The sequence below is a fragment of the Pseudomonas rossensis genome (assembly GCF_039888995.1).
GTDB lineage: Bacteria > Pseudomonadota > Gammaproteobacteria > Pseudomonadales > Pseudomonadaceae > Aquipseudomonas > Aquipseudomonas rossensis.
Genome location: NZ_JBBWCB010000120.1, coordinates 1 through 16,177, shown reverse-complemented (window position 1 = coordinate 16,177; position 16,177 = coordinate 1). Strand labels below are relative to the sequence as shown.

The 16,177-nt window shown below is 59.0% G+C and carries 15 protein-coding genes and 1 pseudogene; 11 read left to right on the top strand and 5 right to left on the bottom strand.

Annotated features, from left to right (window positions below; genetic code table 11):
- The first annotated feature begins 203 nt into the window (after positions 1-203).
- The 3 genes and pseudogenes from WLY71_RS24085 to WLY71_RS24075 all read left to right on the top strand — a co-directional run bounded on the left by WLY71_RS24085 (position 204) and on the right by WLY71_RS24075 (position 1,940).
- Positions 204-608: a PaaI family thioesterase gene (locus WLY71_RS24085; protein WP_347805538.1), complete on the top strand. Its 405-nt coding sequence runs from the start codon at positions 204-206 to the stop codon at positions 606-608.
- A gap of 46 nt (positions 609-654) precedes the next feature.
- Positions 655-1,144: pseudogene (locus WLY71_RS24080) on the top strand (GFA family protein).
- Positions 1,145-1,244: 100 nt separating this feature from the next.
- Positions 1,245-1,940 (top strand): MipA/OmpV family protein, encoded by a 696-nt coding sequence (locus WLY71_RS24075; protein WP_347805537.1) that lies wholly within the window; start codon positions 1,245-1,247, stop codon positions 1,938-1,940.
- Between the two features lie 135 nt (positions 1,941-2,075).
- Here WLY71_RS24075 and WLY71_RS24070 read toward each other — a convergent pair whose 3' ends face one another.
- From WLY71_RS24070 to WLY71_RS24060, 3 genes are all read right to left on the bottom strand, one after another.
- On the bottom strand, positions 2,076-3,362 hold the full coding sequence (locus tag WLY71_RS24070) for an ATP-binding protein (protein ID WP_347805536.1): 1,287 nt from the start codon (positions 3,360-3,362) through the stop codon (positions 2,076-2,078).
- Entirely contained in the window at positions 3,363-4,070 is a 708-nt protein-coding gene (locus WLY71_RS24065; protein ID WP_347805540.1) for a winged helix-turn-helix domain-containing protein, read from the bottom strand.
- 155 nt (positions 4,071-4,225) lie between these two features.
- Positions 4,226-4,834 carry a MiaE family protein gene (locus WLY71_RS24060; RefSeq protein ID WP_347805535.1) on the bottom strand — a complete coding sequence of 203 codons (609 nt, stop codon included), beginning with the start codon at positions 4,832-4,834 and terminating at the stop codon, positions 4,226-4,228.
- Between the two features lie 160 nt (positions 4,835-4,994).
- Between WLY71_RS24060 and WLY71_RS24055 the strand changes: the two genes are divergently transcribed.
- Positions 4,995-5,858 (top strand): universal stress protein, encoded by an 864-nt coding sequence (locus WLY71_RS24055; protein ID WP_347805534.1) that lies wholly within the window; start codon positions 4,995-4,997, stop codon positions 5,856-5,858.
- Between the two features lie 94 nt (positions 5,859-5,952).
- Here the strand turns inward: WLY71_RS24055 and WLY71_RS24050 are convergent, their stop codons facing one another.
- A complete protein-coding gene (locus WLY71_RS24050) occupies positions 5,953-6,423 on the bottom strand; it encodes a DUF1289 domain-containing protein (protein WP_008149863.1) in 471 nt (156 codons plus the stop codon).
- A 408-nt stretch (positions 6,424-6,831) separates the two neighbouring features.
- Between WLY71_RS24050 and acnB the strand changes: the two genes are divergently transcribed.
- Positions 6,832-9,441 carry a bifunctional aconitate hydratase 2/2-methylisocitrate dehydratase gene (gene acnB / locus WLY71_RS24045; protein WP_347805539.1) on the top strand — a complete coding sequence of 870 codons (2,610 nt, stop codon included), beginning with the start codon at positions 6,832-6,834 and terminating at the stop codon, positions 9,439-9,441.
- A gap of 162 nt (positions 9,442-9,603) precedes the next feature.
- Here acnB and WLY71_RS24040 read toward each other — a convergent pair whose 3' ends face one another.
- Positions 9,604-10,884: a serine/threonine transporter gene (locus WLY71_RS24040; protein WP_347805533.1), complete on the bottom strand. Its 1,281-nt coding sequence runs from the start codon at positions 10,882-10,884 to the stop codon at positions 9,604-9,606.
- Between the two features lie 269 nt (positions 10,885-11,153).
- On the opposite strand from WLY71_RS24040, the gene WLY71_RS24035 reads away from it, so the two are divergent.
- The 6 genes from WLY71_RS24035 to WLY71_RS24010 form a co-directional block, all read left to right on the top strand.
- Complete coding sequence (locus tag WLY71_RS24035; protein WP_046048875.1) at positions 11,154-11,537, top strand: tautomerase family protein; 384 nt, start codon at positions 11,154-11,156, stop codon at positions 11,535-11,537.
- Between the two features lie 31 nt (positions 11,538-11,568).
- Positions 11,569-12,186, top strand: coding sequence for a TetR/AcrR family transcriptional regulator (locus WLY71_RS24030; protein WP_347805532.1), 618 nt, complete (start codon positions 11,569-11,571; stop codon positions 12,184-12,186).
- 254 nt (positions 12,187-12,440) lie between these two features.
- Complete coding sequence (locus WLY71_RS24025) at positions 12,441-13,400, top strand: 2-hydroxyacid dehydrogenase (RefSeq protein ID WP_347805531.1); 960 nt, start codon at positions 12,441-12,443, stop codon at positions 13,398-13,400.
- Between the two features lie 144 nt (positions 13,401-13,544).
- On the top strand, positions 13,545-14,612 hold the full coding sequence (locus WLY71_RS24020; RefSeq protein ID WP_347805530.1) for a phosphotransferase family protein: 1,068 nt from the start codon (positions 13,545-13,547) through the stop codon (positions 14,610-14,612).
- A 33-nt stretch (positions 14,613-14,645) separates the two neighbouring features.
- Complete coding sequence (locus tag WLY71_RS24015; RefSeq protein ID WP_008149805.1) at positions 14,646-15,413, top strand: SDR family oxidoreductase; 768 nt, start codon at positions 14,646-14,648, stop codon at positions 15,411-15,413.
- Positions 15,414-15,779: 366 nt separating this feature from the next.
- The coding region (locus tag WLY71_RS24010) for a Gfo/Idh/MocA family protein (protein ID WP_347805529.1) at positions 15,780-16,177 on the top strand (398 nt) is incomplete at its 3' end.

Here is a 16,177-nt window from a genome sequence, read left to right as displayed (position 1 = left end):
TCTTCGCGAGCAGGCTCGCTCCCACATTTGATCTATGTCGCTCACAGAGCTTGTGTACACAGGAGATCCCCTGTGGGAGCGAGCTTGCTCGCGATGACGACGGCACATTCACCACAAATCCAACGCCCCATCACCCTCCCTTATCCACCATGACTTCCCCCGAAACCCGGCGCATGTTGACCCCTCAATCGGAGGGATTCGCCATGCTCAACGCACTCAAACAGATCAACTCAACCTCAGCATTTAACCGCTGGGCCGGTTTCGAAGTCACTCGCGCCGAGAGCGGCGAAGCCGAGCTCACGATGGCTTTTCGCGAGAGCGATATGGCGCAGTACGCAGGCTTCCTGCACGCAGGACTGATCGGCGCGCTGCTCGACACAGCCTGCGGATTCGCAGCCGGAACGGTCGCCGGCAACGTACTGGCTTCACATTTTTCAGTGAACTGCCTGGCACCCGCCATCGGCGAAGTGTTCATCGCTCGGGGTCAGGTGGTGAAGGCTGGCAAGAAGCAAGTGTTCGCCCGCGCCGATTTGTTCGCGCAAACCGGCGATCAACTGAAACTGGTGGCGACCGGCGATGCGATTCTCGTACCGGTCGAGGGGCGCTGAAGGTCTAGGCTGTCTTGGGCAAGCCCAACTCCCGTCGGAGGTTCCCATGCAGCTCGAAGGCTCCTGCCATTGCGGCGCGGTGTCGTTCAGTTTGACCAGCGCCCACCCCTACCCCGTATCAGCGTTGTTACTGCTCGATCTGCCGCAAGACCCAGGGCGGTGGCGGCTACGCGATCAATATTGCTGGTGATGCCAACAGCCTGAAAGTGCGAGGGCGCAAGCACGTTGCGATTTACCGTGCGCGGCTCAAGGATGAAGGCGAGAAGCGCGCCCACCGCAGCAGCCTGGAGCGACATTTCTGCTCGGCCTGCGGCTCGGGCTTATGGATATTCAGCCCCGAGTGGCCAGAGTTGATTCACCCGTTTGCGTCGGCCATCGACACCCCGCTGCCGGTGCCACCGGAACATACGCATTTGTTGCTCGGCTCCAAGGCTCCTTGGGTCGAGGCAGAGGTGCAGCCTGGCGACAAACAGTTCGATATTTTTCCCGAAGAATCCATCGCCGAGTGGCATGAGCGCTTGGGTTTGAGCCGCTAGGCCGGTTCACAGTCTTTGACAGTTTCCCGACAAAGCTGTCAAAGATTGCTGCCCGGCAGCCGCCTAGCATGGGCGCATCCAAACTCCCACGGGTGCTCCCATGTTTCGCTCGCTATCTCTGTCGTTGACTTCGCTTTGCCTGTTCATTCCCACCGACTCTTTGCGTGCTGAAGACGTCAGCCCTTACGGATTCTTTCTGGACACTGAAAAGGGTCTGGGCTGGGCGTTTGACGAGGACGACTTCGGCCTCAGCGTGTACATCGGCGCCAGTGATGTGCGCAAGGATCGCAAGACCGGGTTCAAAGGTTCGGATGAGCTGAACGGCATGGGCTCGATCAAGTCGCGCCCGACGCTGGGGCTGGACGGGACTTACCACATGGGGCCGATTATTCTCGGTGCGAGCTTTGAGCACGCCTTGGAAAAAGACGATGACGATCATGACACCGGCTCGGCCTGGAACCGGTTGAAACTGAGCATCAGCGCGCCGTTTTACGAAGGTGACTATGGCAAGGTCGTGGGCAGCCTCAATAGCCAGTTTGGTGACAGTAATTACGTGCGCACCTGGTACGGCGTCAGCGATGCCCAAGCGTCGCGCAGTCAGTTCAGGGCTTATGACACACATTGCGGGCTGGTGAGTCGCGGGGCGGATTTGACCTGGTCGCTGCCGATCAATGATGAATGGAGTTTTACGACGGTGCTGGCGGTGCAATATCTGGCCAACGATGCGGCGGATAGCCCGATTGTTGAGCGGTGGATGCAGACATCGTTGGCTGGGCAGGTTGTGTACACCTTCTGACCATGCGGTGTTACTGGTGGCCTCTTCGCGGGCAAGCCCGCTCCCACAGGGGTTTGTGTCGTTCGCATAATTTGTGTACGACTCGATCCTGTGGGAGCGGGCTTGCCCGCGAAGGGGTCCGCAAGAGCGGCACAATTAATCCTGGTGCGCCCAGGTCATGCGAAACGACGCCCCGCCCCACGGCGAGTCCGCCACTTCCACTTGCCCGCCATGGGATTGCGATACCCGCCGCACCAGCGCCAGCCCCAGGCCGAAGCCGCCAGTGCGGCGGTCGCGGCTGGCGTCCAGGCGCGAGAACGGTTCGAAGATTTTCTCCCGCCCGTCCATCGGCACGCCCGGCCCGTCGTCGTTGACCCGCACTTCGTAGTGATTACCGGTGCGCACCAACGACACTTCCACCCGCTCATCGGCATAACGAATGGCATTGCGCAGCAGGTTGATCACCGCCCGGGCCATGAAACGCGGTTCGATGCGGACCTCATCGACCTGACACTCGACAATCAGCAATTGCACGCCGGCGGCTTCAGCTTCCAGCGCGACGCTGCCGACCACGCTGTCGAGCCAACTGCTGGCCTGAATGTTTTCCCGAGTGATCACCGTGGCGCCGCGCTCGAGGCTGGCATAGGTGAGCAGTTCGGACACCATCTCTTCCAGTTCGCCGAGGTCGGCGTACATGTCGGCAATCAGTTCACGGTTCTGGGCCGGATCGGGTTGCTGCTTGAGCTGGTCGAGCTCGAACGACAGCCGGGCAATCGGCGTGCGCAGCTCGTGGGACACCGCGTTGGTCAGCTCGCGCTGATTGGCAATCAGACCTTCGATGCGCGCCGCCATCAGGTTGAAGTGTTCGGCCAGGTCGCGAATGTTCGAGCGCTTGGACAGCTGGATCCGCGACGACAGGTCGTTATCACCAAAACGCTCGGCCGCCAGACGCAGCTTTTCCAGGTCGCGCCAGTGCGGCCTTACCCAGAAAAACAGCACGATGCCGATCAGCCCGGCCAGCATCAGGTACGCGGCGCAGATGTAGAACGGCATCAGGCTCGGCTCGGCCGGCAGCTTGATACTCAACAGTTGAGAGCCGCCGTCGATCGAAGAAATGAACTGGGTGTACTTCTCCCGAATCACCAGTTTCCCTTCGGCCAACAGGGCTTTTTCACGATCATCGAGAGCCAATGCCGCGGACTCGACCAGGCTCAGCCCCAAGCCATAATGCGGGCGCAACACATCCAGCTGTTGTTCGCGTCCCCGGCCTTCGAGCCCGCGTAGTTGTTCCACCAGCGAATAAGCCTGGCCACGGACCGCCTCGCGGTTATAGGCCTGCATCTGCCCATCGAGCAGTGCATTAAACGTGTGCTCAACCGTCTGCAATGCCAACACCAACCCCACAGCCAGCACCAGGTACAACCCCAAAAATAACCGCAGCATTTACAACTCCCACGCAAACGGATTGAACAGGTAACCCTTGCCCCAGATGGTCTTGATGCACACCGGTTCTCGAGGGTTGTCCTTGAGCTTGCCCCGCAGTTTGCTGATGTAGACGTCGACGCTGCGGTTGAGACCGTCGAACGCAATGCCACGCATGCGGTTGAGGATGTCGTCACGGGACAGAATCTTGCCGGCGGCGCTGGCCAGCAACCACAGCAGTTCGAACTCCATGGTGGTGAGTTCGATGCCCTCACCCGCCAGCCGCACTTCGCGACAGCTGCGATCAATGCTCAGATGGCCGAATTCCAGAGCGCTGCACACGCCGCTGTCCGGCGTCTGGCGGCGTTGCAACGCGCGTAACCGGGCCAGCAGAACTGGCGGTTTGATCGGTTTGATCACGTAGTCATCGGCGCCGGACTCCAGCCCGAGGATGTGATCAAGGTCGTCTTCCTTGGCGGTAAGAATGACGATCGGCGTGTCGGACACGCTGCGGATCTCGCGGCACACGTGCAGACCGCTCTGGCCCGGCAGCATCAGGTCGAGCACGACGACTTTCGGTTTGAATTCGAGGAACGCGGCCAATGCGAGGTCGCCGCGGTGCACCTGCCGGACCTCAAAGCCATGTTGCGACAGGAAATGCGCGATCAGCCCGGCGAGCTTTTCGTCGTCTTCCACCAGCAGTACTTTGCCAAAACCCAGGTTATCCATAACGCCCGTCTGCCAACCCTTGTGTGAAGTGGCCGGCATTATGGTGCCAATCGGTGACCGGACGGTTATCGCAGGCAGCAAAAACCGGCCACGGGGGCCGGTTTTCGGAGATGTTTCATTCTTTTAAGAGTTTTTTACACTTTCGGTCGAAAGCGTCAGGCCGCGGCTGGCACACCGCTGTGGAAACGAAATTCCACGTCCGGCGACTCGATCAGCTCCTGCTCGGCGGCGCGGACTTTTTCGATCACTTGGGCGATGTCCTTGGCGTCACCGTACTGGTAGGCCAGTTTCAGGTAACCCTGGAAATGTCGGGCCTCGCTTTTCAGCAGACCGAAGTAGAACTTGCCCAGCTCTTCGTCCAGATGCGGCACCAGCGCCTCAAAACGCTCGCAGCTACGAGCTTCGATAAAGGCGCCGACCACCAGAGTGTCCACCAGTTTGACCGGCTCGTGGCTGCGCACCACTTTGCGCAGGCCCGAAGCGTAGCGCCCGGCAGACAGCTGACGCAGCTCGATCTTGCGCTTTTTCATCAGGCGCATGACCTGTTCGTGGTGCACCAGCTCTTCCCGGGCCAGACGCGACATCAGGTTGATCAGATCGACGTGGGAGTGATACTTGGCGATCAGGCTCAACGCGGTACTGGCGGCCTTGAATTCACAGTTTTTGTGATCGATCAGCAGGGTTTCCTGATCTGCCAGCGCGGCCTGAACCCAGCCATCGGGGGTGCGGCAGCCGAGGAACTCGTGAATTTCGGGAAGGATCATGGGGCTCACGGATAAGAGGTTCAAAATCGAAGGGCACCGATTATACCGGCCTGCCGGCAGACCACCAGTCGCGACCGTTGATATACATCAAGTCCCGAATGGCCAGCCAGCAACTATAGTTGTCCAACGCAGTATTTTTTACTTCATGGAGATCCCGCTCATGCAAGCCATTCGCAGCATTCTGGTGGTCCTCGAACCTGAACACTCGGAAAGCCTGGCGCTCAAACGGGCCAAACTGATTGCCGGCGTGACCCAGGCTCATTTGCATCTGCTGGTCTGCGACCGCAAGCATGACCACAGCGGCATGTTGGGCGTGCTCAAGGCCGCGCTGATCGAGGACGGCTACAGCGTCACCACCGAGCAGGCCTGGAACGAAAGCCTGCACGAAACCATCGTCGATGTGCAGCAGGCTGAAGGCTGCGGACTGGTGGTCAAGCAGCATTACCCCGACAGTCCGCTGAAAAAAGCCCTGCTGACCCCGGCGGACTGGAAACTGCTGCGTTACTGCCCGACGCCGGTGCTGCTGGTCAAAACCTCGAAACCCTGGACAGGCGGCGTCATTCTGGCGGCGATCGATGTCGGTAATACCGACGCCGAACACCGTACGCTGCACGCCGCCATCATCGATCACGGCTATGACATCGCCAGCCTGGCCAAGGCCCATTTACACGTGGTCAGCGCCCATCCGTCGCCGATGCTGTCGGCGGCCGACCCGACGTTGCAGCTTAGCGAAACCATCGAGGCGCGCTATCGCGAACAGTGCAAATCGTTTCAGGCCGAGTTCGACATTGATGACGAGCACCTGCATATCGAGGAAGGTCCGGCGGATGTGTTGATTCCGTTCATTGTTCACAAGCTGCAGGCGGCGGTGACGGTGATTGGCACTGTCGCACGGTCCGGGTTGTCGGGAGCGTTGATCGGTAACACGGCGGAAGTGGTGCTGGATGCGGTGGAGAGCGATGTGCTGGTGCTGAAGCCGGATACGATCATGGACCATCTGGAGGAGATTGTGACCCAGCATTAAGCAAGATCAAAAGATCGCAGCCTTCGGCAGCTCCTACATGAATCGCATCCCTCTGTAGGAGCTGCCGAAGGCTGCGATCTTTTGACTTTAAAAATCAGCCGCCGAAGGCGTCTTTGAGAAAGCCCGGCGCAATGTAGCGCTGGTAATGCGCCTCGGAGAGCAAAAAGAACTCCCGATCAATGGCATCCCGCAGTTCCGGCAGGTTCCAGTCGCGAAACTCCGGCATCAGCACCATCCCGTAGGCTTCCAGATTGTTGATGACCCGCGCGCCCCGGGCGATCAACTGATACGCCCAGCAATATTCCGACTGATGCGGCACAAAGCGGATCTTGCGCTGCTCCAGTTGCAGACGCAGGCGCTGGGGATCGAAAACTTCAAGCTTGCTGGCCATCACCTGGGACAGCAGCAGCTCAAGACGCAGCCACACCGCGCGCTTTTCCTCCTCGTTGTAACCATTCCAGTTGATCACTTCATGGTGGAAACGCTTGCAGCCACGGCACACCAAATCACCGTAAACAGTGGAGCAGAGGCCGACGCAGGGGGTCTTGATGGTCTGATTGGGCATAGGTTGGGAGAGCACGGGAAAGCAGAACAGGTCGGCATGTTAGCCCTTTGTCTAACATTCATCACCCCTCAATCTTGAGGGCCTAACTTACCTTTAATTTTTTTTTGCCGTAGAATCAGCCAGCCTTTTAAGGCGCCAATGTCCGTTAGAAGCTGTTTTCAAAGCGTCACGAGCACAGTCGTTCCTTCAGAGCGGAGTTGGCGAAGGGTTTTTCCAGCGGGGAAAAGCTCTACGCCAACCCTCATCAGCTCCCCGTTCTGCAGGCGTAAAACTTTGAAAGCAGCTTCTGTAAGGAATTGTCGGTAATTCTGGCTAAGTGGCCCACAACGCCACGCAGCGCATGAGTACGGCAATTTCGGGATGAGCGTCCCGGACACCCATTTGGGACCACTGATGAGGGTAATAACTGTGCTTGAAGCCTACCGCAAACATATCGAAGAGCGTGCAGCACTGGGTATCGTTCCCCAGCCGCTTAACGCCGAACAAACTGCAGGCCTGGTCGAGCTGCTGAAGAATCCCCCGGCTGGCGAAGAAGCTTTCCTCGTTGACCTGATCACCAATCGCATTCCGCCAGGTGTGGACGAAGCAGCCTATGTAAAGGCCGGTTTCCTGTCTGCCCTTGCTAAAGGCGAAGCAAAATCCCCTCTGATCGACAAGAAACGCGCTGTTGAACTGCTCGGCACCATGCAGGGCGGCTACAACATCGTGACTCTGGTCAATCTGCTGGACGACGCCGAACTGGCACCAGTCGCTGCCGAAGAACTCAAGCACACCCTGCTGATGTTCGACGCTTTCCACGACGTCGCTGAAAAAGCCAAGAACGGCAACGTTCACGCTAAAGGCGTGCTGCAATCCTGGGCTGACGGCGAGTGGTTCAAAAACCGCCCTGTCCTGGCCGACAAGATCAGCCTGCGCGTGTTCAAGGTCACCGGCGAAACCAACACCGACGACCTGTCCCCTGCCCCGGACGCCTGGTCCCGCCCGGACATCCCGCTGCACGCCCTGGCCATGCTGAAAATGGCCCGCGAAGGCATCGTGCCTGACGCCCAAGGCGTGACTGGCCCGATGAAGCAGATCGAAGAAATGCGCGGTCAAGGCTTCCCGATCGCCTACGTCGGTGACGTGGTCGGTACCGGTTCGTCGCGTAAATCGGCGACCAACTCCGTACTGTGGTTCTTCGGCGACGACGTTCCTAACGTGCCGAACAAGCGTGCTGGCGGTTTCTGCTTCGGCAGCAAGATCGCTCCTATCTTCTACAACACCATGGAAGATGCTGGCGCACTGCCAATCGAGTTCGACGTTACCAACATGAACATGGGCGACGTGATCGACCTGTACCCGCATGCTGGCAAAGTCTGCAAACACGGCACTGACGAAGTCCTGACCACCTTCGAAATGAAGACCCCGGTGCTGTTGGACGAAGTTCGTGCTGGCGGCCGTATCCCGCTGATCATCGGTCGCGGCCTGACTGACAAGGCCCGTGCCGAATTGGGCCTGGGCCCTACCGACCTGTTCAAGCTGCCTGAAGCACCTGTCGACACCGGCAAGGGCTTCACCCTGGCGCAGAAAATGGTCGGCAAGGCTTGTGGCCTGCCAGAAGGCAAAGGCGTTCGCCCAGGTACTTACTGCGAACCGAAAATGACCACCGTCGGTTCTCAGGACACCACCGGTCCTATGACCCGTGACGAACTGAAAGACCTGGCGTGCCTGGGCTTCTCGACCGATCTGGTGATGCAGTCCTTCTGCCACACCGCGGCTTACCCTAAGCCGATCGACGTGACCACCCACCACACCCTGCCAGACTTCATCATGACCCGCGGCGGCGTGTCCCTGCGTCCGGGCGACGGCATCATCCACAGCTGGCTGAACCGCATGCTGCTGCCGGACACCGTCGGTACCGGTGGTGACTCGCACACCCGTTTCCCGATGGGCATTTCGTTCCCGGCCGGTTCCGGTCTGGTAGCGTTCGCCGCCGCCACCGGCGTTATGCCGCTGGACATGCCGGAATCGATCCTGGTGCGCTTCAAAGGCAAAATGCAACCGGGCGTCACCCTGCGTGACCTGGTTCACGCCATTCCTTACTTCGCGATTCAGGCTGGCCTGCTGACCGTCGAGAAGAAAGGCAAGAAGAACGCCTTCTCCGGCCGCATTCTGGAAATCGAAGGCCTGGACAACCTGAGCATCGAGCAAGCGTTCGAGCTGTCCGACGCCTCGGCCGAACGTTCGGCTGCCGGTTGCACCATCAAGCTGTCGAAAGAGTCGATCACCGAGTACCTGAGCTCCAACGTCACCCTGCTGCGCTGGATGATCGGCGAAGGCTACGGCGATGCGCGTACCCTGGAACGTCGTGCTCAAGCGATGGAAGCCTGGATCGCCAACCCTGAGTTGATGGTTGCCGATGCTGACGCCGAATACGCTGAAATCATCGAAATCGACCTGGCCGACATCAAAGAGCCTGTGCTCTGCGCGCCAAACGATCCGGACGACGCCCGTCTGCTGTCCAGCGTTGCTGGCGAGAAGATCGACGAAGTGTTCATCGGTTCGTGCATGACCAACATCGGCCACTTCCGCGCTGCCGGTAAGTTGCTGGAACAGGTCAAAGGTCAGCTTCCAACCCGTCTGTGGCTGTCGCCGCCGACCAAAATGGACGCACACCAGCTGACCGAAGAAGGCTACTACGGCATCTACGGCAAGGCCGGCGCGCGCATGGAAATGCCGGGCTGCTCGCTGTGCATGGGTAACCAGGCACGTGTAGAGCCGAACTCGACTGTTGTGTCGACGTCGACCCGTAACTTCCCGAACCGTCTGGGTGACGGCGCGAACGTCTACCTGGCTTCGGCCGAGCTGGCGTCTGTTGCTTCCATCCTGGGTCGCCTGCCGACCGTCGAGGAGTACATGGAATACGCTGGCAAGATCGACAGCATGGCGGCCGATGTCTACCGCTACCTGTCCTTCGACCAGATCGCCGAGTTCCGTGAAGCTGCTGCGAACGCCAACATCCCGGTCGTTCAAGCCTAACGCTGCAACGCAATAAAAAACGCCGCCCATCGTGAGATGAGCGGCGTTTTTTTATGCCCCGGAATCAAAAGATCGCAGCCTGCGGCAGCTCCTACACAGACCGCATACAACCCCGATCCCAGTAGGAGCTGCCGCAGGCTGCGATCTTTTGATCTTTGCCTATCAGGCGCTCAGCGAATAGATCAACGCCGAAATCGCCACCAGGCCCACCGCCGTCACGAAGACGTTGGAAGCCTGACCGCGATAACGCGCCATGGCCGGAACCTTGCGAATCGCGTACATCGGCATCAGGAACAGGATCGCGGCGATAATCGGGCCACCGAGGGTTTCGATCATCCCGAGAATGCTCGGGTTCAGCGTGGCAACAATCCAGCAGACCACCAGCATGAAGGCGGCAGTCATGCGATCCAGGGTCTTCGGTGCCGGGCGCTTGCCACTCTTCACGATCAGACCTTTAAGACCTTCGCTGGCGCCGATGTAGTGACCCAGGAACGACTTGGAAATGGCCACAAACGCAATCAACGGCGCCGCGAAGGCGATGGTCGGGTTGCTGAAGTGGTTGGCCAGGTACGACAGGATCGACAGGTTCTGCGCCTTGGCTTCGGCCAATTGCGCCGGTGACAGTGTCAGCACGCAACTGAACACGAAGAACAGCACCATCACCACCATCAAGGCGTGGGCGCGGGACAGGATCTGCGAGCTGCGCTCTTCGGCGTGATCGCCATAACGACGTTTCTGGTCCACCGCGAACGCCGAGATGATCGGTGAATGGTTGAACGAGAACACCATCACCGGAATCGCCAGCCACAGCGTGTGCAGCAGTGCCGACGGTTCTGGCAGCGTCGACGCGGTGGCGAGAATGCCGCCGTTCCAGTGGGGAATCAGGAACACCGCGAGGAACAGCAGCGCAACAATGAACGGATAAACCATCAGGCTCATGGCCTTGACGATCACCTGCTCGCCGCAACGTACCACCGCCAACAGGCCGAGGATCAGCACCAACGACAGCACGGCGCGCGGTGGCGGCATGATGTGCAGTTGATGCTCGAGGAAACTGCCCACGGTATTGGTCAGGGCCACGCTATAGATCAGCAGGATCGGGAAGATCGCGAAGAAGTAAAGCAAGGTGATCAGCGCGCCAGCCTTGATCCCGAAGTGCTCTTCCACGACTTCAGTGATGTCCGCGCCTTCGCGTCCGGACAACACAAAACGTGTCAGGCCACGGTGTGCGTAAAACGTCATAGGGAACGCCAACACCGCCAGGACCAGCAACGGCCAAAAGCCGCCCAGACCCGCGTTGATCGGCAAAAACAGCGTGCCAGCCCCGATGGCCGTGCCAAACAGGCCCAGCATCCAGGTGGTGTCATGGCGATTCCAGCTCTCAAGCGTCGCTGGTGTCGCCGATACATAGCGTTCGTCGACGCTATTGGCCTGATCATTCATCCGGTGGGATCTCTGCATTCCGGTCAGTTGCTACCCGGTCAGGACGAGTCGGAAAAATCCGACAGGCAGCGCCCTGGCCGAAACAGGGGCGCGATTGTCCGGGATTAATGAGCAGAAGCAAAGACTTAGCTGAGGAGTGGTTGTGCGGATCAGATCCTCTGGCACCCGTTATTAAATAGATGTTTTAAAAAATCTATTTAATAAAGGATTGCCGTCATGTAATTTCGATCCCGACTGCTGACCGGCAACCCTAATTTCGGAGCCCTCTCATGCCACTCGTTCGCGTCGACATCAAGAAGCATCAAGACCCGACTCACGCCAAACGTGTCGGGCAATTGATCTACGCCGCCATGCACAGCGCCATTGGCGTGCCGGAGAACGATAACTTCCAGATTCTGGCCGAGCACGATGAACAGCATTTCATCTTTGATCCCGGCTACCTGGGCATCAATCGCACCGACAATCTGGTGGTGATTCAGATCACCCTGAGCGAAGGACGCACCATCGAGCAGAAAAAACTCCTCTACAAAACCATTGCCGAGAGCCTTAACGCGGAACTGGCGGTGCGCCTGGAAGATGTATTCATCAATCTGGTGGAGGTAAAGAAAGAGAACTGGTCGTTTGGCAACGGCATTGCTCAATACGCCAGCTGATTTCTACCTTTTATATACCTGTGAGCCGCCAATGCCCCGAGTCTCCCGCAAACAAGCAGAACTCAACCGCGAGATCATCGTCGAGGCCGCCACGCGTCTGTTTCGCGAACGTGGCCTGCACGGGATCAGTGTCGTCGATGTGATGGGCGCGGCCGGCCTCACCCATGGCGGGTTCTATGGTCACTTCGAATCCAGGGAAGCGCTGGCGCAAGAGGCGTGCAGCCGGGCGTTCACCCAATCGATGGAACGCTGGAAGCAGAAAATAGAGGATAACGACGACAGTCTCTCGGCTCGCGAGAGCATCATCGCGCCCTACCTGTCCGCGGCCAATCGCGATAATCCGGGCGAAAGCTGCCCGGTGACCGCGTTTGCCGGCGACATGTGCCATGAAACCGCTGAAAGCGGATTGCACCAGACCTACACCCAAGGGCTGGAGGCATTGTTGCAGATGCTGGCGCCGCTGATGGGCGCAGATCAGCCCGAAACCAATCGGCAAAAAGCGTTGGTGGACTATTCGCTGATGGTCGGCGCCCTGACCCTGGCCCGTGCAACCCGGGGTGACGCCTTGTCAGATGAAATTCTCGACGCAGCCCGGACATTTCTCACCTCGGACACGGCCGTTGAAAAGGCCGCGACGCCGACTGGCTGAGATAAACACAGCGCAGCGAACCCAAGGCCCCGCCAGCAATGGACGGGGCCTTGTTGTTTCTCCCGAACGGTGCCTTCGCAAAGGTGTTGAACACCGTGGATAGGTAAGCGCTACGGAACGTTCCTACACTGAGGTCGAAGGCCACAAGCCTGCTATCGTTGGTAAATGCCAAACCGTTGCGCAATCAGCAATTTGAAGCACCGTTTTGAAGCAACTTTCGAGCCCCGACTTTCCGATGCCCACAGGAGCCCAGCATGCCTGCAACCGTTCTGGTACTGGTTGAAACCATCAATGATTACCTGCCGATTCTCGAACATCAGGGTTTTCACCTGATTCTGGCTCCCACACCTGCCGAGCGCGCCGATGCCATTAAACGCCATGGCGCGCAGATCGATGCAGTGCTGACCCGCGGCCCGTTGGGCCTGTATGCCGACGAAATCGCCGCCCTGCCCAATCTCAAGATCATCTGCGTGATCGGCGCCGGCTACGAACACGTCGACCTGCAAGCGGCCGCCAACCGGGGCATTACGGTCACCAATGACGCCGGAGTCAATGCCTCTTCAGTCGCCGACCATGCCATGGCGATGCTGCTGTCTCTGGTACGTGACATTCCCCGTTGCGACGCCGCCGTGCGCCGGGGTGAGTGGCCGAAAATCATGCGCCCGTCCCTGGCCGGCAAGCACCTGGGCATTCTGGGCCTCGGTGCGGTCGGCATGGCCATCGCCAAACGCGCCGCCCACGGCTTCGACATGACGGTCAGTTACCACAACCGCCAGCATCGCAGCGATGTGCCGTACAGCTTCCGCTCGACGCCCACCGAGTTGGCACGGGAATCAGACTTTTTGGTCGTCGCCACCCCCGGCGGCCTGGGCACCAAGCACCTGATCAACCGACAGGTACTCGACGCTTTGGGCCCCCAGGGATTCATCGTCAACATCGCCCGAGCCAGCGTGATCGTCACCGCAGACCTTATCAGCTCGCTCGAGCAGCGCAGGATTGCCGGCGCTGCGCTGGATGTCTTCGACACAGAACCCCAAATACCCAACGCCTTCAAGGCGTTGGCCAATGTGATCCTCACCCCGCATGTCGCCGGCTTGTCCCCGGAAGCCACTCAAGGCACCGTGGAGCTGGTAGGTCGCAATCTGGTGGCGTTCTTCACCGGCAATCCGGTATTGACCCCGATTACCCTGCCATCGACGACGAGCATGATCTGACCACCATTCAAACAGGTGTATCAAAAACAATGATTGCCCGGCAACACGCTCACCTATAAGGGCCGTTCGTGGTTGTGGGTGTCGGGCGTGCGCATTAGATTAACCAATAGTCTCAGGCCTCCAAAATAAGCAGAAGGGATAAGCATGGCGCTTACTGATCAGTCCACCCGTATCCGCACCGGCGAAGAACTCGATGCCAGCCTGATCGATCCGTACCTCAAGGCCCACATTCCGGGCCTGAGTGGTTTGCCGCAGATCAGCCAGTTTCCAGGCGGTGCGTCGAACCTCACCTACTTGCTGGAATACCCCGAACAGGAGTTCGTCTTGCGTCGGCCGCCCTTTGGCCACAAGGCCAAGTCCGCCCACGACATGGGCCGCGAATTTCGCATCCTCAATCAGCTCCGTGATGGCTTTCCGTACTGCCCCAAAGCCTACGTGCACTGCACTGACGAATCGGTGATAGGCGCCGAGTTCTATGTGATGGAGCGGGTCAAGGGGATCATCCTGCGCTCCGAACTGCCGCCGGAACTGGGTCTGGATTCGGCGAAAACCGAAACGCTGTGCAAGAGTTTCATCGACAAATTCGTTGAGCTGCACCGGGTCGACTACAAAGCCTATGGCCTGGGCGACCTTGGCAAACCCGAAGGTTATGTCGCGCGACAGATCAAAGGCTGGAGCGATCGCTACGAGAAAGCCCTGACCCCGGACGCGCCGAAGTGGGAAGCGGTCAAAGCCTGGCTCAACGACAAGATGCCGGCCGATCACCCGACCTCCAGCATCGTCCACAACGACTACCGCTTCGACAACGTGATCCTCGACCCGAACAACCCGATGGACATCATCGGCGTGCTCGACTGGGAACTGACCACCCTCGGCGACCCGCTGATGGACCTGGGCAACACCCTCGCCTACTGGATCGAAGCCGACGACCCGGCACCGGTGCAACTGATGCGTCGCCAGCCGAGCCACGCCCCGGGCATGCTGACCCGCCGCGAGTTCGTCGATTACTACGCCGAGCGTTCAGGCATCCAGATCGACAACTTCGACTTCTACTACACCTACGGCCTGTTCCGCCTGGCCGGCATCGTGCAGCAGATCTACTACCGCTTCTTCCATGGTCAGACCCAGGACAAACGCTTCGCGCAGTTCATTCACATGAACAAACTGCTGGAGCAGATGAGCCTGCAAGTCATTTCGAAATCCAGCCTCTGATCACGCCACTGGCCCCAATAACAAGGAAAAACCATGTCCAAGACTCAGTTGTTCGACCTCGACGGCAAAATCGCATTCGTGTCTGGCGCCAGCCGTGGTATCGGTGAAGCCATCGCCAAACTGCTGGCCCAGCAAGGCGCCCACGTCATCGTCTCGAGCCGCAAACTCGATGGCTGCCAGCACGTGGCTGACGCGATCATCGCCGCCGGCGGCAAAGCCACTGCCGTGGCTTGCCATATCGGTGAGATGGAACAGATCAGCCAGGTCTTCGCCGGCATCCGCGAACAGTTCGGGCGCCTGGACATCCTGGTCAACAACGCGGCGACTAACCCGCAGTTCTGCAATGTACTGGACACCGACCTCAGCGCTTTCCAGAAAACCGTCGACGTGAATATCCGCGGTTACTTCTTCATGTCGGTGGAAGCCGGCAAGCTGATGCGCGAAAACGGCGGCGGCAGCATCATCAACGTCGCCTCGATCAACGGCATCTCGCCGGGGATCTTCCAGGGCATCTATTCGGTGACCAAAGCGGCGGTCATCAACATGACCAAAGTGTTCGCCAAGGAATGCGCGCAGTTCGGCATTCGCTGCAATGCGCTGCTGCCGGGTCTGACCGACACCAAATTTGCTTCGGCGCTGGTGAAAAACGAGGCTATTTTGAACACCGCGTTGCAACAGATTCCGCTCAAGCGTGTGGCGGATCCGAGTGAGATGGCGGGAGCGGTGTTGTATCTGGCCAGTGATGCGTCGAGTTACACCACTGGGGTTTCGTTGAATGTGGATGGTGGGTTCTTGTCCTGATCCGATTTACCGGATGAACAAAAGGCAGCCTTAGGGCTAATGCTGATCAGTTAAGCCATTTCAGCCGCAACGCAAACCTTGTAGCAGCTGGCGAAGCCTGCGTTCGGCTGCGGAGCAGTCGTGAAATCAGACGACGAGGTGCTTCAGGAAGACCTCGCGCTCAGGTTTTACGACTGCTCCGCAGCCGAACGCAGGCTTCGCCAGCTGCTACAGATCGTGTTACGGCTTAACTGACTGGCATTGGCCTTAGGGCTGCCTTCTTTTTTTGCCCACGCGAAAGAATTTTAATTCCACCATTTGCAAACAAGGAATATTTATTCCATTAATAGCTCCTCCTGAAAATATAATTCCAAAAGGACCCCGGCTATGCGCGAACTCGGTATCGGACTCATCGGCACAGGTTTCATGGGCCGCGCCCATGCCTTGGCGTTTCGCAACGTCAGTGCGGTTTTCGAACTGCCCCTCAAGCTCAAACTCGCCGCCCTGGCCGATGCCGATCCGCAGCGAGCCCGCCACTGCGCCGATGCCTGGGGTTTCGACACCGCTCATAGCGACTGGCAGCAACTGATCGATGACCCCAAGGTCAATCTGATCGCCATCACCACGCCCAATCACCTGCACTACCCCATGGCCATGGCCGCCCTCGCCGCCGGCAAACCGGTGTATTGCGAGAAGCCGTTGGCGGTGAATCTGGAACAGGCCGAGGCCATGCGTCTAGCGGCGAAAGCGGCGGGTGTGGTGACGCGGGTGGGTTACAACTATCA